The sequence below is a fragment of the Nocardia vinacea genome (assembly GCF_035920345.1).
Lineage (GTDB): Bacteria > Actinomycetota > Actinomycetes > Mycobacteriales > Mycobacteriaceae > Nocardia > Nocardia vinacea_A.
Map to the genome: position 1 here is coordinate 3,827,627 of NZ_CP109149.1, position 19,217 is coordinate 3,846,843.

General features: G+C 66.3%; 18 protein-coding genes. 8 read left to right on the forward strand and 10 right to left on the reverse strand.

Annotation, left to right across the window (positions count from 1 at the left end):
* Positions 1-6: 6 nt before the first annotated feature.
* The 4 genes from OIE68_RS17925 to pgi all read left to right on the forward strand — a co-directional run bounded on the left by OIE68_RS17925 (position 7) and on the right by pgi (position 4,337).
* A complete protein-coding gene (locus OIE68_RS17925) occupies positions 7-1,326 on the forward strand; it encodes an acyl-CoA dehydrogenase family protein (protein WP_327100502.1) in 1,320 nt (439 codons plus the stop codon).
* Positions 1,323-2,069, forward strand: coding sequence for a glucose 1-dehydrogenase (locus OIE68_RS17930; protein ID WP_327100503.1), 747 nt, complete (start codon positions 1,323-1,325; stop codon positions 2,067-2,069). The genes OIE68_RS17925 and OIE68_RS17930 overlap by 4 nt, the downstream gene beginning before the upstream one ends.
* Before the next feature lie 79 nt (positions 2,070-2,148).
* Complete coding sequence (locus tag OIE68_RS17935) at positions 2,149-2,748, forward strand: cysteine hydrolase (RefSeq protein WP_327100504.1); 600 nt, start codon at positions 2,149-2,151, stop codon at positions 2,746-2,748.
* Positions 2,745-4,337 carry a glucose-6-phosphate isomerase gene (pgi, locus tag OIE68_RS17940; protein WP_327100505.1) on the forward strand — a complete coding sequence of 531 codons (1,593 nt, stop codon included), beginning with the start codon at positions 2,745-2,747 and terminating at the stop codon, positions 4,335-4,337. The genes OIE68_RS17935 and pgi overlap by 4 nt, the downstream gene beginning before the upstream one ends.
* Here the strand turns inward: pgi and OIE68_RS17945 are convergent.
* From OIE68_RS17945 to OIE68_RS17965, 5 genes are all read right to left on the reverse strand, one after another.
* Complete coding sequence (locus OIE68_RS17945) at positions 4,309-4,560, reverse strand: hypothetical protein (protein WP_327100506.1); 252 nt, start codon at positions 4,558-4,560, stop codon at positions 4,309-4,311. The two genes, pgi and OIE68_RS17945, sit on opposite strands and share 29 nt — an antisense overlap.
* A 39-nt stretch (positions 4,561-4,599) precedes the next feature.
* On the reverse strand, positions 4,600-5,625 hold the full coding sequence (locus OIE68_RS17950; protein ID WP_327100507.1) for a phosphotransferase family protein: 1,026 nt from the start codon (positions 5,623-5,625) through the stop codon (positions 4,600-4,602).
* A 262-nt stretch (positions 5,626-5,887) separates the two neighbouring features.
* Positions 5,888-6,685, reverse strand: coding sequence for an enoyl-CoA hydratase/isomerase family protein (locus OIE68_RS17955; protein ID WP_327100508.1), 798 nt, complete (start codon positions 6,683-6,685; stop codon positions 5,888-5,890).
* Complete coding sequence (locus tag OIE68_RS17960) at positions 6,682-8,193, reverse strand: long-chain fatty acid--CoA ligase (protein WP_327100509.1); 1,512 nt, start codon at positions 8,191-8,193, stop codon at positions 6,682-6,684. The genes OIE68_RS17955 and OIE68_RS17960 overlap by 4 nt, the downstream gene beginning before the upstream one ends.
* Before the next feature lie 10 nt (positions 8,194-8,203).
* Positions 8,204-8,515, reverse strand: a complete 312-nt coding sequence (locus OIE68_RS17965; RefSeq protein ID WP_327100510.1) for a hypothetical protein — start codon at positions 8,513-8,515, stop codon at positions 8,204-8,206.
* Positions 8,516-8,805: 290 nt separating this feature from the next.
* Here OIE68_RS17965 and OIE68_RS17970 point away from each other — a divergent pair, with 290 nt between their 5' ends.
* Together OIE68_RS17970 and OIE68_RS17975 are read left to right on the forward strand one after the other, a co-directional pair.
* A complete protein-coding gene (locus OIE68_RS17970) occupies positions 8,806-9,579 on the forward strand; it encodes an enoyl-CoA hydratase/isomerase family protein (RefSeq protein ID WP_327100511.1) in 774 nt (257 codons plus the stop codon).
* A 42-nt stretch (positions 9,580-9,621) separates the two neighbouring features.
* Positions 9,622-10,614 (forward strand): LLM class flavin-dependent oxidoreductase, encoded by a 993-nt coding sequence (locus tag OIE68_RS17975; protein ID WP_327100512.1) that lies wholly within the window; start codon positions 9,622-9,624, stop codon positions 10,612-10,614.
* 41 nt (positions 10,615-10,655) lie between these two features.
* Here the strand turns inward: OIE68_RS17975 and OIE68_RS17980 are convergent, their stop codons facing one another.
* Complete coding sequence (locus OIE68_RS17980; RefSeq protein WP_327100513.1) at positions 10,656-12,170, reverse strand: MFS transporter; 1,515 nt, start codon at positions 12,168-12,170, stop codon at positions 10,656-10,658.
* Positions 12,171-12,469: 299 nt separating this feature from the next.
* On the opposite strand from OIE68_RS17980, the gene OIE68_RS17985 reads away from it, so the two are divergent.
* Together OIE68_RS17985 and hsaA are read left to right on the forward strand one after the other, a co-directional pair.
* Complete coding sequence (locus OIE68_RS17985; protein WP_327100514.1) at positions 12,470-13,948, forward strand: aldehyde dehydrogenase family protein; 1,479 nt, start codon at positions 12,470-12,472, stop codon at positions 13,946-13,948.
* A gap of 84 nt (positions 13,949-14,032) precedes the next feature.
* Positions 14,033-15,193 carry a 3-hydroxy-9,10-secoandrosta-1,3,5(10)-triene-9,17-dione monooxygenase oxygenase subunit gene (hsaA, locus tag OIE68_RS17990; protein ID WP_327100515.1) on the forward strand — a complete coding sequence of 387 codons (1,161 nt, stop codon included), beginning with the start codon at positions 14,033-14,035 and terminating at the stop codon, positions 15,191-15,193.
* A gap of 19 nt (positions 15,194-15,212) precedes the next feature.
* Here the strand turns inward: hsaA and OIE68_RS17995 are convergent, their stop codons facing one another.
* The 4 genes from OIE68_RS17995 to OIE68_RS18010 all read right to left on the reverse strand — a co-directional run bounded on the left by OIE68_RS17995 (position 15,213) and on the right by OIE68_RS18010 (position 19,176).
* Complete coding sequence (locus OIE68_RS17995; RefSeq protein WP_327100516.1) at positions 15,213-15,752, reverse strand: flavin reductase family protein; 540 nt, start codon at positions 15,750-15,752, stop codon at positions 15,213-15,215.
* Positions 15,753-15,881: 129 nt separating this feature from the next.
* Complete coding sequence (locus tag OIE68_RS18000; protein WP_327100517.1) at positions 15,882-16,784, reverse strand: IclR family transcriptional regulator; 903 nt, start codon at positions 16,782-16,784, stop codon at positions 15,882-15,884.
* Between the two features lie 80 nt (positions 16,785-16,864).
* Complete coding sequence (locus tag OIE68_RS18005; RefSeq protein ID WP_327100518.1) at positions 16,865-17,692, reverse strand: NAD(P)-dependent oxidoreductase; 828 nt, start codon at positions 17,690-17,692, stop codon at positions 16,865-16,867.
* Positions 17,689-19,176, reverse strand: coding sequence for a long-chain fatty acid--CoA ligase (locus OIE68_RS18010; protein ID WP_327100519.1), 1,488 nt, complete (start codon positions 19,174-19,176; stop codon positions 17,689-17,691). Before OIE68_RS18010 ends, OIE68_RS18005 begins: the two co-directional genes overlap by 4 nt.
* Between the last annotated feature and the right edge of the window lie 41 nt (positions 19,177-19,217).

The following is a 19,217-nucleotide window of genomic DNA, read 5'->3' on the forward strand; positions in this document are numbered from 1 at the left end:
GGACCGATGCTGGATTTCACGATCGAACCCGAATTCCAGGCCAAGCTGGACTGGGCCGCGGGGTTCGTGCGCAAGGAGGTCGAGCCGCTCGACCTGCTGTTCCCGCACGGCGGCGACCCGTACGACACCGGTAACGAAAAGGCCCGCGCGATCCTGCGGCCGTTGCAGCAGCAGGTCCGGGCGCAGGGCCTGTGGGCCTGTCACCTCGGACCCGAACTGGGCGGGCCGGGCTACGGTCAGGTCAAGCTCGCCTACCTCAACGAGATTCTGGGCCGGTCCTATTGGGCGCCAACGGTTTTCGGCACCGCCGCACCGGACACCGGTAATGCGGAGATCCTGGCCATGTTCGGCACCGAGGAGCAGAAGGCCCGCTACCTGCAGCCGCTGCTCGACGGCGAGATCGTCTCCACCTTCTCGATGACCGAACCGCAGGCGGGCGCCGACCCCAAGGAGTTCGTGTGTCGCGCCTGGCGCGACGGGGACGAATGGGTGATCGACGGCGAGAAGTGGTTCTCCTCCAATGCCAGGTACGCGTCATTCCTCATCGTCATGGCCGTCACCGATCCGGACGCGCCGCCGCACGCCCGTATGTCGATGCTGATCGTGCCCGCCGAGACGCCCGGCATCGAGATCAAGCGCAATGTCGGCACCATGGATGAACGCGACGCCCTCGACGAGGGCATCCACGGCTATATCCGCTACCACCAGGTCCGGGTCCCGCTCGACGCCATGCTCGGCGCACCCGGCGAGGGCTTCAAGGTCGCCCAGGCCCGCCTCGGCGGTGGCCGCGTCCACCACGCCATGCGCACCGTGGGCAAATGCACCCGTGCCTTCGACATGATGTGCGAGCGCGCGATCTCCCGCCGCACCCAAGGCACCCTGCTCGCCGATAAGCAGGCGGTACAGCAGTTCATCGCGGACTCCTGGATCGAATTGCAGCAGTACCGATTGCTGGTGCTGAACACCGCTTGGATCATCGACACCCAGCCGCACGGCGCCGCCCGCACGCAGATCGCGATGTGCAAGGTCGCGATGGCGAAGGTGCTGCACGACATCATCCAGCGCGCGCTGCACCTGCACGGCTCGCTCGGCACCACCAATGAACTGCCGCTGGCGAAGTGGTGGATGGCCGCCCCGAATCTCGCCCTGGCCGATGGCCCGACCGAGGTGCACCGCACCACGGTCGCCAAGCAGATGCTGAAGAAGTACCGGCCCGCCGAGGGACTGTTCCCCAGCGAACACATCCCACCGAAGCTCGAGGATGCGCGAAAGCGCTACGCGCACATCATCAATGACGACAGCCTCAGCGGCGGGGTGAACGCATGACGGCGGAACTGTTCGATCTGTCCGGCAAGGTCGCGCTGGTCACCGGCGGCAGCCGGGGCCTCGGCCTGGAAATGGTGCGCGCCTTCGCCGCCGCCGGCGCGGACGTGGTGATCACCAGCCGCAAGCTCGACGCCTGCGAGGTGGTCGCCAAGGAGGTCCGCGAACTGGGCAGGCGCGCACTGCCGTTCGCCGCGCATGTCGGCCACTGGGACGACCTCGGCCGACTCACCGACGCGGCCTACGAGGAGTTCGGCAAGGTCGACATCCTGGTCAACAATGCGGGTATGTCGCCGCTGGCGCCGTCCTCGGAGGAGACCAGCGAAGAGCTGTTCGACAAGGTGATCGGGGTCAATTTCAAGGGCCCGTTCCGGCTCGCGTCGCTGATCGGGCGGCGCATGGCCGACGGCGACGGCGGCTCGATCATCAATATCTCCTCCTCGGGAGCACTGCTGCCGCAACCACGATTCGGCCCTTACGCCGGAGCCAAGGCCGCCCTGAATGTGCTGACCACTGTCTTCGCCCAGGAATACGGTCCGAAGGTGCGGGTCAACACCATCTCGGCGGGGCCGTTCCTCACCGATATCTCCAAGGCCTGGGCGGAGGAGAAGCGACACATCACCCGTAGTGCGCTCGGCAGGCCGGGTAAGCCGGAGGAGATCATCAGCACCGCGCTGTATCTCGCCAGCGACGCCTCCAGCTACACCACCGACGCACTGATCCGGGTGGACGGCGGGTTGTACTGAAGGCTGATCCGATTACCGGACAGCGCAATTGGCATTCTCAGTGGAGAATAATGTCGATCTTGGACCGAAAGGTGATCTCATGCCATTGACCGAAATAGATGCGAACACCGCGCTGGTCGTCGTCGACCTGCAGGATGCGGTGGTAGCGCTGCCGACCGCGCATTCCGCGAAGTCGATTGTCGAGCAGTCGATCCGGCTGGCCGACGCGTTCCGGAAACGCGACCTCCCGGTCGTGATCGTGACAGCGGCCGGTGTCGCACCCGGCCGCACCGAGGCGAGCCGCGGTGGCGGGGCGGGCCGCCAGTCCGACAGTTCGGCCGCGAGCTCGGCGGCCGAGGCCGTCGCGCTGCTGTCCGAGTTGGGGCCGCGGCCGGGTGACCACACCGTGATAAAACGGGTCTGGGGCGCGTTCCACGACCCCGCGCTCGCGGCGTGGCTGCGCGAACACGACGTCACCCAGGTCGTGGTTACCGGTATCGCCACCAGTATGGGCGTCGAATCGACCGCGCGTGGCGCGCACGAGTACGGCTTCAACGTCACGATCGCCACCGACGCGGTTACCGATCTGGATCAGGAAGATCACGACTACGTGCTGCGCAGGGTGTTTCCCAAGATCGCCGAAACCGGTACCACCGACGAGATACTCGCCCTACTCGACAGGACCCCGATCAGCGCATGAATCTCGCCGAGACCGCGGCCTGGACCAAGCTCCGGACCCACCGGGGCGACCTGCGCGAAACCCGGCTGCGCGAATTGTTCGACCGGGAACCGGGGCGCGGACCGGCGATGACCATCGAGCACAGCGGCCTGGTACTGGACTACTCCAAGAATCTGCTCACCGCCGAAACCCTGGACCTACTCATCGAATTGGCCGATGAGCGCGAACTCGGGACCGGCATCCGCGCCATGTTCACCGGCGAGGCGATCAACACCACCGAGCAGCGTCCCGCACTGCATACCGCGCTGCGCGCACCCGCGGCGCGCAGTATCGAGGTCGGCGGGCGCAACGTGGTCACCGACATACGAACCGTCCTGGACCGGATGAGCGCATTCGCCGAGCGGGTGCGCTCCGGGCAGTGGCGCGGCGCGACCGGTGCGCCGATCCGGGCGGTGGTCAATATCGGTATCGGCGGGTCCGACCTAGGACCCGCCATGGCCTATCAAGCCTTGCGCGAATTCGCCTCCGAGACATTGGATGTCCGGTTCGTCGCCAATATCGACGGCCACGACATCAGCCGCACCCTGCACCACCTCGATCCGGCCACCACCCTGTTCGTGGTGTCGTCGAAAACCTTCACCACGATCGAAACCCTGACCAACGCCCGCACCGCCCGCGAATGGCTACTGGCCGCGCTCGACGAGCCCGCCGCCATCGCCCGGCATTTCGTCGCGGTATCGACCAATGCCCGCGAGGTCGCCGCGTTCGGTATCGACCCGGCCAATATGTTCGAGTTCTGGGACTGGGTCGGCGGCCGGTATTCGCTGCATTCGGCGATCGGTCTATCGCTCATGCTCGCCATCGGTCCGGACAACTTCCGCGGCATGCTCGCCGGAGCGCATTCGATCGACGAGCACTTCCGCACCGCCCCACCGCGACAGAATATTCCGATACTGCTCGGACTCATCGGGGTCTGGTATCGCAACTTCTGGCACGCCCATACCCACGCCGTGCTTCCCTATGACCAGCGGCTGTCCCGACTGCCTGCCTACCTGCAACAGCTGGATATGGAGAGCAACGGCAAATCCGTTGACCACCAAGGCAATCCGATCGGCTACGACACCGCGCCGATCGTGTGGGGCGAACCGGGTACCAACGGCCAACACGCCTTCTATCAACTCCTGCACCAGGGCACCACGACCGTGCCCGCCGACTTCATCGGAGTGCTGCGCCCGCGGCACGATCTGACCGAGCACCACGACCTGCTCATGGCCAACCTGTTCGCACAGACCGAAGCCCTGGCCTTCGGCAGCGCCGATGACACCGGTCCACTGCGGGGCCATCGCGACTTCCGGGGAAACCGGCCGAGCAACACCCTCTTGCTACGCCACCTCACCCCGTACACGCTCGGCCAACTCATCGCCGTCTACGAGCACAAGATCTTCACCCAGGGCTGGATCTGGGGCATAAACTCCTTCGACCAATGGGGCGTCGAACTCGGAAAGGTCCTCGCCACAAAGATTTACGCCGAACTCACCACCGATCAGCCGAGTGCACACGACAGTTCGACAACCGCCCTGGTCAACCGGTATCGGCACGCCCGCAAGTAACCGCCGGATCCACCCGCACCGACCGCAATCGCCGCAGCCCGCCGAGTGCGCCGAGTGCGCCGAGTGCGCCGAGTGCGCCGAGTGCGCCGAGTGCGCCGAGTGCGCCGAGTGCGCCGACGGTATCGCTGCTGTTTCGTGGCTGTCGACCCGCATCGTGAACGCGGCGCCCGCGATGGTGCTCGACATCGACGTTCCGATGGTGTGAATCACCGCGTCCGAGCATCGGCGTGACCGATCCATATCGATGCTGTCTACATCGGTATCAGCCCAACAGTTCCATCGCCTCGTGCAGCAGGACGGGCAGTGCGGGCAGCATGCGTTGGTGCATGTCGTTCCACTGGCCGGATTTGCGGCCGCGTTTGATCAGCAATGCGGTTGCGGCGGACTCCTTGTATTTGGTGAGCGCCTCGAACCACGGTAGGTCCGGCAGTGCGGCACCGCGCGCCTCCTGGTAGGCGTCGACCAGTTCGGCCTTGCTCGGCATCCCGGTCGGCTCATCGGAGACCGATGCCGGATGCGCGGCCTCGTCGGTGAAGAAGCTCAGCCAGCTCACGTCGATCCGGGGGTCGCCGAGGGACCAGATTTCCCAGTCGATGATCGAGGTGATGTGATCCGCTTCGCACAGTGTGTTGCCGAGCCGGTAGTCACCGTGGGTGAAGACCGGTGTCATGGCGGCGGGCACGGTGGCGTGCAGGCGGTCCGCGACCGCTTCGTAGCCGGTCCGCAGATCGTCCGATACGGTGGTGAAAGCCCTTGTCCAGCGGTCGATCTCAGCACCGAGGGTAACCACCGGCTCGGTCGCGAGCGCGGTGTGCTCTGGGTTCACTCGATGCAGATCGGCGAGCATTCCGGCCGCGTCCAAGGCACGGGTCCGAACCTGGTCGGCCGGCACCGTGCCGCGCGGCACGAGCACCGGTTCGACACAGGTGCCGGGTACCAGGTTCATGGCGACGAACGGCGGGACCGTCGGCGGTGCGCCCGCGTCGTGGAACAGAACCTTCGGCACGCGCACCCCGGGTCGATCCGCCAGCGCTTCCATGATCCGGGCCTGGCGCAGTACATCTCGATTGCGGACCGGCGCCAGGCCCGGGGGCGACACCTTCAGCACGACGCGCTCGTATTCGGTTGGGGCACCGGATAATTTGGCCACGTAGGTCAGGCTCGATGTCCCGCCGGTGAGTGGTTCGACACCAACTACAGTCGCACCGGGTACCCAGCCACTGACCGCGATCGCGGTGCGCGCGGTCAGCTGCCGCACCAACTCCGGACTATTCGCGACAATGTTCATGCCCACTCACCCTTGTCATTTCGTCGGTACGATCGGCGGACCATATGTACCGGTTCGCGTTTCAGCGACAGTGCTCACGACGACGTTGCTGCGCCTCCGGGCAATGCTCTGGGCGAGAAGGCGTTTCGCGCCCGAGGCCGGTGCGGCGGCGATCAGATCGCAGGTGCCCTCGGCACGGATGCGCGCATTCTGGTCATCTCGGCGGCACGATCGACCGTTCGTTTCCGCACTGCTCACTCCGGAACCGGGGCAAGCGATGTCCTCACGACTCACGCACCCGATCGCTTTGTACGCGCAACGCCTCGGCGGTCTGCGTGCGCTGCTCTCCGGTGAAGAATCCGTGGTGCCGTTCGCTTTCCACCGCGATGTAGTCCGCCAGCTCGGTGCGTTCGGCCAGTAGGAAATTCGCCTCGAGGGTCCGCAGGACGGCGGGCCTACGCGCCGCGAGTTCGCGCACCAAATCGGCGACCTCATGATCGAATTCGTCGTCGGGAAACACCCGGGAGACGAATCCGATGGCACGGACCTCGTCCGCGGTCAGCTTGCGCGGGAGGAAGCACAGGTCCCGCGCCGACGCCGCTCCGAGTGCCCGCGCCAATGTCCACGGCAGGCCGAGTTCACCGGACACACCGGCCTGCAGGAACGCCGTCGCGAATCGGGCACCTGCCGCGGCGACGCGCAGGTCGCATGCCGCGGCCCAGGCGAATCCCGGGCCCGCGCAGGCTCCGTTCACCGCGGCGAGGGTCAACTGCGGCATCTCGTACAGCAGGGTCGCCGACTGATACACCTCGAGCGGCGGCAGCACGGCGGACCCGCCCGCCCCGGCGCGGTTCAGATCCGCACCGGGGCAGAACGTCGAACCGTTTCCGGTCAGCACCACCACGGCGAGCGCTTCGTCCCGGCTCAATTCGGTCAGCACGGAATGCATCTCGATGAGAAGCTCCGGAATCACCGTGTTGCGTGCTTCCGGCCGATCGAAGCGCACCCACGCGACGGGCCCCTCGATCGTGACATCGAGGGTGCTCGACCCCGATACCGGTCCCGGTTGGTTGGTGCTCACCCTGCGGTCGGCTGCCGATCGGCCGTCAGCGCCGCGACGATGTCCCGGCGCACCAGCTTGCCGGTCGCGGTGCGCGGCAGTTCCGGCCAGTACGTGATGCGATCGGGAGTCTTGGAGCCGCGCAATGTCTTTCGCACCTCGGCGCGCAATTGTTCGGCATCGACGTCCACCCCGCTGCGAGGGACGACAACGGCCTCGATCCGCTGGCCCCACTCCTCGTCGAGCACACCGACGACGACCGCGTCGAGCACATCCGGATGCCGCAGCAGGACGTCCTCGATCTCGGCGGGCGCGATATTCTCCGCGCCGCGGATGATGGTGTCGTCGACCCGGCCCTCGATGTAGAGATAGCCGTCGGCATCCACGCGGCCGTGGTCACGAGTGTGGAAGAAGCCCCGTTCGTCGACCGAGGCACGGTGCCCGGCGTATTCACCGGAGACCTGTTCGCCACGCACCCAGATCTGGCCCGGCTCTCCCGCCGCGGCGAGCGCACCGGATTCGGCGCGAACCTCGAGCTCGATACCGGGCACCGGTCGACCGGCCGAGCCGATGCGGGCGCGCACCGCGGGATCGTCGCTGGCGACGGCCGCGCGATGCTCCTCGGGCCCCAGCACCGAGATCGTGGACGAGGTCTCCGTCAACCCGTAGGCATTGACGAAATCGACATGCGGCCACTCCCGCAGTGCGGTCTCGATCACCCGCACCGGCATCTTGGCGCCGCCGTAGGCGAGCGAACGCAACGACGGGACCGAGCGGTCGAGCCCGTCACCGTCCATGATCCGGGCAAGCATGGTCGGAACGACCATCGCATTCGTTATCCGCTGCTCGCGCACGAGTTCGAGCCACTGCTGCGGCGTGAACTGTTCGAGGGTGAGCACCCGACGCCCGGCATACAGGTTCGTCAAAACGTTGGACACGGCCGCGATGTGGTACGGCGGCACGCTCATCAGCGCGGCCTCATCGGCGTCCGCACCCGCGAATTCCACCGTGCCGAGCACATACGACACCAAGTTGTGGTGCCGCAGGACCACACCCTTCGGCGCGGAGGTCGTGCCGCTGGTGTAAATCAACACCGCCGGTGTTTCGGGCGCGGCCGGAACCTCGGCACCATCGTCGACACCGGCATCCGCCGCGGAAGCGATCCACTCTTCCGGGCTCCGCACCGACAGCCCCGCCCGGCGCAATGCCTCGGCCTGTTCGGGATCGGCGATACCGAGTGCGCGTGGATGATTCGCCAATAACGCGTCCAGTTGCTCCGCGCCGAGGCGGTAGTTCACCGGCACCAACGGCACACCCGCCTGGGCCGCCGCGAACAGCGCGATCGGGAAGGCCGGACCGTTGACAGCGAGGTACACGATCGCGTCGGCACCGGCCGCACGGACCACCCGCGCACCGCCGGCGGCCAGTTCGCGCAGCCGCGCCGGCGTGAGTTCCTCGGCCGTCCGCCCGACCACGATTCGGTCGCCGAAACCGTCGGCGGCCATATCCAACAGCATCGCTACGTTCATCGATGCGCTCTCAGTCCGAGGCCGGCAGCGGCTTGGCGTTCTTGAGCGGCAACGCGACACCGTTCACCGCCAGCGTGCCCTGACCCGCCTTCGTGCAGAGCAGTTCCACACCGAGTTCCTCATCGGCGTAGCGCTTGCCGAGCTGCGAACCGCCGAGCTGTTCGGGATCGGCGGTGCCGGCGGGGACGCCGCCGGGGCCCTTCGGATCGACCATCGCCGCCCCGCCACAGGTGATCTCCAGATCGGCCTGCGGAGCGCGTACGACGATGACCGTCGTCGTGTCGGCCGTGCTGGCGAGCGTCTGCCCCACGCGTGGCTTCATCGCAACTTCCTCCGTGGATCTCGTCGTGCCATCTCGCCCCGACCGCCGTCGTCACGAACACATCCGGACGACCGAGACCAGAGAAGAGTATACGACTTATCTAGAATCTGCAGCAGCCCAAGGGTCGGGCCGCGCGGCACTATTGCTTGTCTACCACATATTAAGCGGTTCGAATCGGACCACGACCAGCGCGAAGCCGAATGTCGCCGACAGAACAATTTGTTACACTCTAATCCGGTCACTCTCCGGAGGGCCGCATTCAGCCGACCCACGAACATCGGAGTTTCCGGATGGAGCTGAAAACCGTCCTGTTCGACCTGACCGACCATGTCGCGACGATCACCCTGAACCGACCGGAAGCCATGAACAGCTTCAACCAGGAGATGCTCGAGGACTTCGATCGCATCTGGCAGCGAGTGAAGTTCGATGACGATATCCGTGTCGTCGTGCTGCGCGGTGCGGGCGACCGCGCATTCTGCACCGGTATGGACGTCAAGCAGGGCATCGACCGCCATACCAATGTCTGGTCGCAGACCGATCCCGGCGAGAAGTTGTCGCCGAAGCTCAACCAGGTGTGGAAACCGCTGGTCTGCGCGGTGCACGGAATGGCGGCCGGGGGCGCGTTCTACTGGCTGAACGAGGCCGACATCATCATCTGTGCAGAGGACGCGAGCTTCTTCGACCCGCATGTCAGCTATGGGCTGACCGCGGCGCTGGAACCGATCGGGCTCGCGCGCCGCATTCCGCTGGGCGAGACATTGCGCATCGCGCTGCTCGGCCTCGACGAGCGCCTGTCCCCTGAGCGCGCCATGCAGATCGGCCTGGTCAGCGAGATACTGCCGCGCGATCAGCTCTGGGATCGCGCCGACGAGATCGCCCGCATCATCGCCGCCAAACCACCGGCCGCGATCCAGGGTACGGTCCGGGCGATCTGGGAGTCGTTGGATGCCACCCGCACCCAGGCACTGCGCACCGGCCTGTCCTACACCCAGATCGGCAACCCCATCGGCAAAGCCGAAATCGACCGCGCCGCGGTGCCCCGCAGCAAATGGACAATGCGCTGACGCGCATCCACCACCGATCAGACTGTCCAAGAGGAGAATTCGATGAAGTTCGGCATGCCGTGGCCCGGCCGCGACGTCGGGAAGGAGGCCGAGCAGGCCGGTGTGGAAGCCTTCTGCACCGGTGACTTCGTCGACCACGACGCCTACCTCACCGTGGCCGAGATCGTCGCCAATACCGAACGCGCGCTGGTCGGTCCGGCCATCGCCTACGCCTTCGCCCGCACCCCGTACGCGCACGCCACCGCCATGCGGCAGCTGCACGCGCAAGCACCGGGCCGACTGTTCCTCGGCCTCGGCACCGCCGCCTTCCGGATCAACCGCGACTGGTTCGGCGTCCCCGCCGATCGCCCGGTCGACCGAATCGCCGAGACCATCGATGTGGTGCGCGCCTGGCTGCACGCGGAGAACGGTGAGAAGATCCAGTACTCCGGGGAGTTCTATTCGATAGACGCCGATGTCCGGGCCCCGGTGCTCGGCCGGCTCGAAATCCCGGTGCTGCTCGCGGGATTCAACAGCCGGATGGCCGCCACCGCGGGCCGGGTCGGCGACGGTGTGATCGGCCACGGCCTGTTCACCCGCACCTGGTGGAACGATATCGTTCGCCCCGCCGTCAACCGTGGTGCGGCCGCTAGCGATCGGCGCCCACTCGAACACGGCTGGATCATCACCGCCATCGATGACAACGCACCGGAACGCGCCATCGCCGACGCCAGGCGCATGATCGCCTTCTATCTCACCGTCAAGACCTACGACCCCTACGTCGCCCATCACGGTTGGGAAAGCCCTGTCGCACAACTGCGGTCGGCATTCCGGGCGGGCGATACCGACGGTATGGTCCAGGCGGTCACCGACGAGATGCTCGCCGAGATCGCGCTCTGCGGTACCACCGCCGACGCTCGTGCGGCCCTCGCGCGCCGCGCCGACGCCCTGCCCCACGATGTCGGCTACTTCGCCCCGCCCTCGTATCTGGTGAGTCCCAAACGTCGTGCCGCGTATGCCCATTCCAGCCTCGCCCTGATAGGCACCACACCCTGAGAAAAGGCGGCCGCGTTTGCACGCGGCCGCCCTCGACTCGGTCAGTGCGTCAATACCGGAGCCTCGACATCCTGCGCGACAGGTGCCGGCAGTTGCTCGATCTTGCGGGGCAGCAGCACAGCGAGGAGCGCGCCGATGGCGCAGGCCACCGCGCCGATCAGGAACGCGACCTGGAATCCCTTATCCGTGTAGAGCACCGCGCCATGGGTCATTTCGAGCGGGATCGGCGCGACATAGGAGTTGTTCAGCACGGTGAACGCGAGCACAGGCAGGACCGCCGCGATGACACTCTGCGCGGCACCCGCGATACTCGCCGTGCTGGCTTGCAACTGCGGCGGAACCGCCTCGATCAACAGATTCGGAACCGATGCGTAGCCCAGTCCCATACCGGTGCCCGCTATACCCGCGAACACGAGCAGCAGCGCCTTGTCGTCATGCTTTACCGCGATGAGCACGAAAGCGAGCGCGAACAGCAGCAGGCCGACGATCATCAGCAACCGCGGGCGAACACTGCGACCGACCAGAATGCCGACCACCACACCGCCGACCACGACCATGCCGCCGATCGGCGCCTGGAAGATCGCGAATCCCTTTGCGCTGACACCGAATCCGTAGCCCAGTCCGACGGCGGCGGGCGTCATCACCATCATCGGCAGCAGAATGGTGATGAGCGCACTGCAGCCGTAGCACATTCCGGAACCGATGGAGATCAGCAATACCGGCCGCCTGCGCAGCACATCCAGATCGAGCAGCGGGTCGCGCACGATCCCGGCCGAAACCAACCAGGCCACCACCAACACAGCGCCGCCGACAAGGTAGGCGAGCGTAGAACCGGTCGTCCACCCCCAGGAGGGACCGAAGCTGAGCGCGACGAGTATGCCCGCGATGCCGGAACCGAGCAGCAGCGCGCCGGCGAAGTCGATCCGCGACCGCACCCGCACGGCGGATTCGTCGGTGGTGAGCGCGACCAGGGTGCCGAACACCGCGAGCCCGATCACGAACAACCAGAAGATGCTCCGGAACCCGAAATCGTCGAGCAGCCAGCCGGTGAGGAACGGCGCCGGTATCGCGATGAGCCCCAAACCGCTGGTGGTAACGCTGACCGCGAGCGCGACCGTCTTCTTCGGGAACACATCCCGGATCAGCGAGTAGGCCAGGAAGACACACGGCGTGAGCACCCCCATCAACGCCCGGCCGGCGATCAGTATCGCGTAGCTGGTCGCGACCGCGGAAACCAGCGCGCCGAGCACCGAGACGGCGACGCAGGCCAGCAATATCTTCCGCTTGCCGTACATATCGGCCAGCTTGCCGAGCAGCGGACCCGTCACCGCCCCGACCAGCAGGAATGCCGTCAGCAGCCAAGCACCCTGAGTCGTCTGGAAATGCACGGAGATTTCCGGCGCCGCCATCGCGACCATCATGTAGCTGAGGGTGAGTATCTCGAGGGTCAGCACGATCGAGGCCAGGGAAAGCACCAGCCGCGGCGTCCATGTCTGTGCGGCATCCGGCGTCCGTGCGACATCGGGCGATTCATCGAATTGCATTGCAGGGCTCATCGAACGAGTCCTTTCGGGGGCTGCCACGGAGCTCTCGTTTCCGACTCGCACCGAGCAATCGAGCCGTGGCTTTGGTTTGGTGATCGCGTTCGCCCTGCTCGGAGTGGGGCGAAGACGTAAGCGACAGCACACCCCCTGTGTGTCGGGTCACACAATCGCACTTTCCACTCAGCGGCAATTGGACAAACGACTCAGCCAGTTCGGCTATTCAGTACACTTTTAAGGCGTGGTGTGCGGGCAGCGCCGCAGGTGAGCCTGCCCAGAAGACCGACGCAGATCCGGCAATCAGGAGACCGAACATGACCACGGCGTACTCGTTCTCGACGCAGCTCTATATCGACGGGCACCGCACCGACGGCGAATCGGACGAGCTCATCAGTGTGCGCAATCCCGCGACGGAGGAGACGATCGCCTACGTCCCGCAGGCCACGATCCCGGACGTGCGTCGCGCTATCACGGCCGCGCGCAAGGCATTCGACGAAGGTCCCTGGCCGCGGATGAAGCCCGCAGAGCGGGCCGCGGTGCTGCTGCGCATGGCCGAGGAGATGGAGCGCCGCCTGCCCGAGCTCGTTGCAGTCAATATGGCCGAGGCGGGTTCGGTCCGCTCGTTGGCCGAGACCCTGCAGACCCGGGTGCCGGTGGCCCATCTGCGCGATATGGCCGAGCGCGTCATGCCGACCTTCGCGTGGGAACGCCCGATGGAACCCACGATCGCCGCTGGTATCGGCATCTCCCAGGGACAGATCCGGCGCGAGGGCTTCGGGGTCTGCGCGCTGATCGCGGCTTATAACTTCCCGTTCTTCCTCAGCATGATGAAGGTGATCCCCGCCCTGGCCGCGGGATGCACCGCCGTGCTGAAGCCCGCGCCGACCACCCCGCTGGAATCCTTGTTGATCGGTGACTTCGCCGACGCCGCCGGTCTGCCGCCGGGCGTGCTGAATATCGTGACCGGCGATATCGACGCGGGCCAGGAGCTGACCACCAATCCCATGGTGGACCTGGTCAGCTTCACGGGATCGGACACCGTCGGACGGATGGTCTACGCACAGGCCGCGAGCTCGATCAAAAAGGTCGTGCTCGAACTCGGCGGAAAGTCCGCGAATATCGTCCGCGCCGATGCCGACCTCGACGGGGCGGTCCGGTCCGCACTCATGGGCATCACGGCGCACGCCGGCCAAGGCTGCTCGATCCTGACCCGCACGATCGTGCACGAATCCGTCCACGATGAACTTGTCGCGCGGCTGCGCGTCGCTCTCGCCGGTGTCCGGGTCGGCGATCCGGCGCACGAATCCACCACAATGGGTCCGTTGATCACCGCGGCGCAGCGGGAGAAGGTCGAGAAGCTGATCCGCGTGGGCGAGGAGGAGGGCGCGCGGATCGTCAGCGGTGGCGGACGTCCGGCCGGCCTGGACAAGGGCTACTTCGTGGAGCCGACCCTCTTCGTCGATGTCGACAATTCGATGACAATCGCGCAGACGGAGTTCTTCGGCCCGGTCGGCGTCGTCATCCCCTTCCGCACCGACGACGAGGCGGTCCGCATCGCGAACGACAGCCCCTATGGTTTGGCCGGCGCAGTCTGGAGTGCCGACACCAAGGCCGCCTACGAGATCGCGACGCGCGTTCGCGCGGGCGGCATAGCGATCAACGGCGGCAGTGCGGGGGTCAACCCGCGTTCGCCGTTCGGCGGATACAAGCAGAGCGGAATCGGCCGGGAATGGGGCGAATTCGGTCTCGACGAATTCCTGCAGACCAAGGCCATCAGCTGGGCCGCCCGCTGATCGGCCCGGCTCGACTGTCTCCGTGCCTGTTACGCTCCGCCATGTAGTCACTGGTGCAGGGGGCGAGGACACGAAAGAACCGGGATGAATGCAGACGTAGCCGCAGCGGTCAGCGAACTGTTGCCAACGCTCGCCGAAAGGGCGGCGCTGGTCGACGAGACCGGTGAGATACCGGCGGAGACGATGACCGATTTGATCGGTGCAGGCGTCTTCGGGCTGCTGCGACCGAAATCCCAGGGCGGGCTGGAGGCCGACCCGCTGGATTTCTATGACGCGGTCCGCGCAGTCGCCACCGCGTGCGGCTCGACCGGATGGGTGACGTCGGTACTCGGCCTGACCCCTTGGCATGTGGCACTGTTCGACGAGCGCGCGCAACGTGATGTGTGGTCGGAGGATCCGGACGCATTGATCTGCTCGTCCTACGCGCCGGTCGGCAGATTCGTTCCGGTCGCCGGAGGATACGAAGTCAGCGGCCATTGGCGATTCGCCAGCGGATGCGCGCATTCGTCGTGGGCGCTGCTCGGTGGCACCATCGTGGCCGAGAACGGCCAGCCGGTGGATATGGTCAGCGGGCTGGTGCCCTGCGCCGACTATCGGATGTCGAAGGTGTGGGATGCGGCCGGACTGCGCGGCGCGGGCAGCGATGATCTGTACGCCGAGCGGATTTTCGTCCCGGAACACCGCGTAACGCGGTTCTACGACATCGCTTTGCTACAGAGCCCGGGGCATAAGGCCAATCCCGGCCCGCTCTACCGGATGCCGTACGGCACCATGTACACCTACGCGAACAGCTCACCGATGGTAGGGATGGCGCAGGGCTGCCTCGACGTCTTTCTTTCGCGGATGCGAGACAGTAACCGGCTCAGTTTCGGTGGCGGCAGTATCACCCCCGACCAGCCGACCGCGGCGGCGCGGGCCAGCGCGGAAATCGACGCGGCCATCCTGCAGATGAGCCGGAGCCTGCGCGATTTGTACGAGTGCGTTTGTAGGCGACAGGACATTCCGCTCGAGCTGCGGTTGCGAGCCCGTCGTGATCAAGCCCTAGGCGCCGAACGCGCGTTGACGTCGATCGACCTGGTGTTCGCGGCGACCGGCGGAATGCTGCTGCGCCGCCGCAACGCGATCGAGCGGGCCTGGCGCGACGCGCATATCGCGGGCATTCACGCGTCCAACGATGTCGGCACGGCGCTGACGCTGTTCGGGCGCGGAACGTTCGGATTGCCGGTCGACGACATGATGGTCTGAGTCCGAATCCGGACCCGGGTCACCACCAGCCGACGAGACGATCCATCAGCAGCGTCGCACTCGCGAGATAGTCGCCGTACCCACCCCGGAAAAAGAGCAGCGGTGTCCGCACCGACTCGATATTCAGATTGCTGACCCGGCCGACGACCAAATAGTGGTCGCCGATCTCGACGACCTGTACGAGCGTGCAGTCGACCCATGCCACGATGCCGTCCAGCACCGGATTGCCGAGCGGTGACGGTGTCCAGGACACGCCCTCGAACCGGTCCGAGCCCCGAGCCGACAACCGGCGTGAGGTCGGTTCCTGGTTGCCGGCGAGCGCGTTGGCGCAGAATCGGCCCGCCTCCTGGATCATCGACAGCGTCGACGAGGTCCGGTTCACCAGGAAAGACACCAATGGTGGCTCGAGCGAAACCGAAGTGAAGGTGCCGACGATCAACCCGTGCGGACACCCGTCCGATGCCGTGGTGGTAATCGCGACAACACTCGTCGGAAAATGACCGAGCACATCACGGAAGCGCCTGGCGCCCATCGACACCGGATCGGGAAGCGGACTCATAGGGGTCCTCACCTCTCTTGCGGAAAAATCGAGCCGACGGCCGACTGGAACGCAAGTTTGGTCAGGAAACGGGGTGGACCTGTTGTGCTTTCCGCTCAGCGGAAAACGGCCTGGCTGCGTGCGGGGAGCTCAGAACCACTCGCCGCGCTCGCCCAGAGCGACGATTCGTCCGACGGTCTCGGTGAGTGCCGGGGTCTGCGGCTCATCCGGCACGGCGACGGTTTCGAAGCGCGCCGAATGTTTGCGCGCGGTGTCACCCATCAGCTTTTCCGATATCGCGTGCGCGGTATTGGCGACCAGGGGCGCCAGCCGCTCGAGCGGTGCTCGCACGTCGCCGACGAGTGAGATCCCGCCGACCGGTCCCTTGGGACCGCGGACCGCCGCACCGACGCAGGCGACCTGCTGGAAGCATTCGCCGCGTTCGAAGGCCAGACCGCGGCGCGCACGAATGCGAATCAGCTCCTGATGCAGGACCTCGAGATCGCCGATGCTGTGCGCGGTCCGCTTGACCAGGACATCGCGGTACAGATCGTCGATCTGTTCCGGCGACAGCCACGCCAGCATGCTCTTTCCGACGGCCGTGCAGTGCGCGGGTACCCGGCCACCGACGACCGAAGGCACCTGGACCGCGGCCTTGCCACCGAACTTGTCCACGTAGTACGCCTCGGTGCCGTCCAGAACAGCCAGGTGCACCACCATCTCCGTGCGCACCGACAGGTTGTGCAGGAGCGGGAACGCCGCTGTCCGCAACGCGCCGTGCCCCTCTTCCCGGCCACCGAACCCGAGTGCCCGTTGACCGAGGCCGTAGTCACGACCGTTGCGCTCGAGCCACCGCAGCCGAACCAGTTGTTCCAGGATTCGATGGGTCGTCGAGCGCGGCAGATTGCTGTGTCCGGCGACGTCCTCGAGCGAGAGCCGGATCTGCGGCCCACCGAACGAATCCATGATCAGAGTCATTCGTTCCACCATCGACGGTGGCGACTCTTGCCGTTCGGAGGTGGCGACCGCATTGTCATTCACCACTGAGGCCATTGGCCAGCCTCCTTCTTGGAGCTTGAACCTCAGGCGCGAGTGTAGCGAAAGATGGCCGCTCTGTAACGGCGATATCGGAATTAAGTTTCCTCTTTAAGGCTGATATCGCCGATGTCGATCGGTCCGCCGCAGGCCGCGCCGAGCAGGCCCGAGAAATCGACGCCTGAATCGGTCAATGCGGCTCTGCAGGCGGCGACGTCCTTGTGCAAAAAGGGAGCGACCGCGGCGGCGAAGGATTCGGAGCCGCCGCGGTCTGCGATATAACGCCCGGCCGTCGTACCGCCGCTGCTGATCGCGAGCGCTTCGAGCATTACACCTTCGTCGATCCCAACCCCGCGGCCTAATGTCAGACCTTGCAGGGTCAGCTGCGAGACCGCGGCGAACAGCAGGTTGTTGATCAACTTCACCCGCAGCGCCGACCCCCGTCCACCGGTTTCGATGACGGTTCCGGCGTAGCAATCGACGACCCGACGCGCGATCGAGACATGTTCGGGCGTGCCGCCGAGGAAAACCACCAGCTTGCCCGCACGCACCGCCTCCGGTGTGCCGCTGAATGTCGCGTCCACGACCGCGGCCTGTCCGGTCGGCGCGAACCGGTCCAGACTGTGCAGCACCTCCGGCGTCCCGGTGGTGTGCGACAGCAGGACCGTGCCGTCGGCCATCGCTGCGACGACTTCGGGCAGCAGGGTGGATATCTGGTCGTCGCCGAACAAACAGCTGACCACGACATCCGCGGCCGCGATATCCCGGATTCGGTCGACGGGCTCCGCGCCGAGTGCCGCCAGCCGGTCCCGTACTTCCGGCCGCCGCGCGTACAGCCGGACCCGGTGCCCCGCCGCTAGTAGTCGCTCCACCATCGCCGCACCGATGCGTCCTGCGCCGATGAATCCGATCGTCAGTGCCGTCATGATCGGTTCCGTCGCTCCCGCACGATATCGAGAAGTTCCATCCGGCTCACCTTGCTCGACGGCGTTCGTGGCAGCTGGTCCAGGACCACGACGTGCACCGGCACTTCGTACGGCAGCAGGTGTGCGCGACAGAGCGCGACGAGTTCATCGCTGTCGGGAGGTATCAGTCCCGGTTCGATTTCGATCGCGGCCACGGGCACATGTCCGAGCCGAGCGTCGGGCAGTCCGGCCACCGCGGCCTCACGCACCGCCACATGCGACTCCAGCACCCGCTTGACGATCTCCGGCTGGACCTTGAAGCCACCACGGATGATGGCGTCGTCGGCACGTCCGTCGATCCAGAGGAAGCCATCGACATCGATCCGCGCCAGATCGCTGGTCTGGACCCACTCTCCGGCGCCTTCCGCGGTCTGCGCGGTGCGGACCTCGAGCCGTCCGGTCGCCCAACCGCCGAGCTCGACGCCATCCTCGCCGGTCACCCGCAACTCCACGCCAGGAAAGGCGCGACCGGCACTGCCTGCCTTCAGGTCCCACCACTGTTCGTGCAGCGCCAGCGTCCAGCCGGCCACCGCGCCCGCGAATTCGGTTGCCCCATAGGTCATGAGCACCGGGATGCCATACGTGCGAAAGAAGGAGTCCGCCAACTCTTTCGGGCACGGCGCGGTCCCGGAGGTGACGACCTGCAGGCTCGCCAGTCGCTCTCGCGACACCCCGGAATCGAGCACGGCCCGCAGTGCCGCGGGCACCAGGCTCACGGCCCGCAACCGATGCCGCTCCACGGCGCTTACCCATGGTTCCAAGACGAACTTGGGCATGAGAATCATCCGCCGCCCCATGGCGAGGCAGGCCAGTGCCCGCCACAGGCCGCCGATATGCACGAGCGGCGCGTTCACCAGTACCGCTGACCGGGACAGCAACCGGTCTCCCCGCGCCGTCTGCCCACCGGAAGTCAGCGCCTGATCCAACTGCTCGGTGCGCAGATGCACCCGCTTGGGCACACCGGTCGTCCCCGAGGTCAGCATTTCCACGACGGTTCCCGGATTGGTCACGGCGGAGGCACGGACCTGGCCGCCCATTCGCCGCACCGAGCCGTCGTCCCGCAGTTCCAGGGCGATACCGGCGGCCGTGGCGGCATCGAGCACGCCGTCACGGGCGAGCAGCTCGGATCCGCACACGACCGCGGGCAGATCACACGCGATGATGTCGGCGGCCAGCCGCGGCGCCGGCTGCAGCGGAGCGAGCAGCACGACGCATCGACCGGACGCGATCAGCGCGGCGACCACCGCGACATGTTCGGGCCGGTTCTCCAGGACCACACCGACTCGGGAGCCCGCACCTAGACCGGCGGATTCCAGCGCATCGACGACCGAGCGCGCAGTCGCCTGGATCCGCCCCCAGGTCCACCAGATCTCCTCGTGCTCGATCGCTTCGGCGTCGGCCGGAGCCTCGGCAAGCAGCCGGGTCAGCTGGTCGCGAATTCCCACGTGGGTAATGCCTTTCGACGGTCCGAGTCCCACTCGGCGTG

What these genes read in the sequence shown, in the direction of transcription:
- OIE68_RS17925 (WP_327100502.1), top strand. Translation starts at nt 7, where the DNA reads ATGCTGGATTTCACGATCGAACCCGAATTCCAGGCCAAGCTGGACTGG.
- OIE68_RS17930 (WP_327100503.1), top strand. Translation starts at nt 1,323, where the DNA reads ATGACGGCGGAACTGTTCGATCTGTCCGGCAAGGTCGCGCTGGTCACC.
- OIE68_RS17935 (WP_327100504.1), top strand. Translation starts at nt 2,149, where the DNA reads ATGCCATTGACCGAAATAGATGCGAACACCGCGCTGGTCGTCGTCGAC.
- pgi (WP_327100505.1), top strand. Translation starts at nt 2,745, where the DNA reads ATGAATCTCGCCGAGACCGCGGCCTGGACCAAGCTCCGGACCCACCGG.
- OIE68_RS17945 (WP_327100506.1), bottom strand. Translation starts at nt 4,560, where the DNA reads ATGCTCGGACGCGGTGATTCACACCATCGGAACGTCGATGTCGAGCAC.
- OIE68_RS17950 (WP_327100507.1), bottom strand. Translation starts at nt 5,625, where the DNA reads ATGAACATTGTCGCGAATAGTCCGGAGTTGGTGCGGCAGCTGACCGCG.
- OIE68_RS17960 (WP_327100509.1), bottom strand. Translation starts at nt 8,193, where the DNA reads ATGAACGTAGCGATGCTGTTGGATATGGCCGCCGACGGTTTCGGCGAC.
- OIE68_RS17965 (WP_327100510.1), bottom strand. Translation starts at nt 8,515, where the DNA reads ATGAAGCCACGCGTGGGGCAGACGCTCGCCAGCACGGCCGACACGACG.
- OIE68_RS17970 (WP_327100511.1), top strand. Translation starts at nt 8,806, where the DNA reads ATGGAGCTGAAAACCGTCCTGTTCGACCTGACCGACCATGTCGCGACG.
- OIE68_RS17975 (WP_327100512.1), top strand. Translation starts at nt 9,622, where the DNA reads ATGAAGTTCGGCATGCCGTGGCCCGGCCGCGACGTCGGGAAGGAGGCC.
- OIE68_RS17980 (WP_327100513.1), bottom strand. Translation starts at nt 12,170, where the DNA reads ATGAGCCCTGCAATGCAATTCGATGAATCGCCCGATGTCGCACGGACG.
- OIE68_RS17985 (WP_327100514.1), top strand. Translation starts at nt 12,470, where the DNA reads ATGACCACGGCGTACTCGTTCTCGACGCAGCTCTATATCGACGGGCAC.
- hsaA (WP_327100515.1), top strand. Translation starts at nt 14,033, where the DNA reads ATGAATGCAGACGTAGCCGCAGCGGTCAGCGAACTGTTGCCAACGCTC.
- OIE68_RS17995 (WP_327100516.1), bottom strand. Translation starts at nt 15,752, where the DNA reads ATGAGTCCGCTTCCCGATCCGGTGTCGATGGGCGCCAGGCGCTTCCGT.
- OIE68_RS18000 (WP_327100517.1), bottom strand. Translation starts at nt 16,784, where the DNA reads ATGGCCTCAGTGGTGAATGACAATGCGGTCGCCACCTCCGAACGGCAA.
- OIE68_RS18005 (WP_327100518.1), bottom strand. Translation starts at nt 17,692, where the DNA reads ATGACGGCACTGACGATCGGATTCATCGGCGCAGGACGCATCGGTGCG.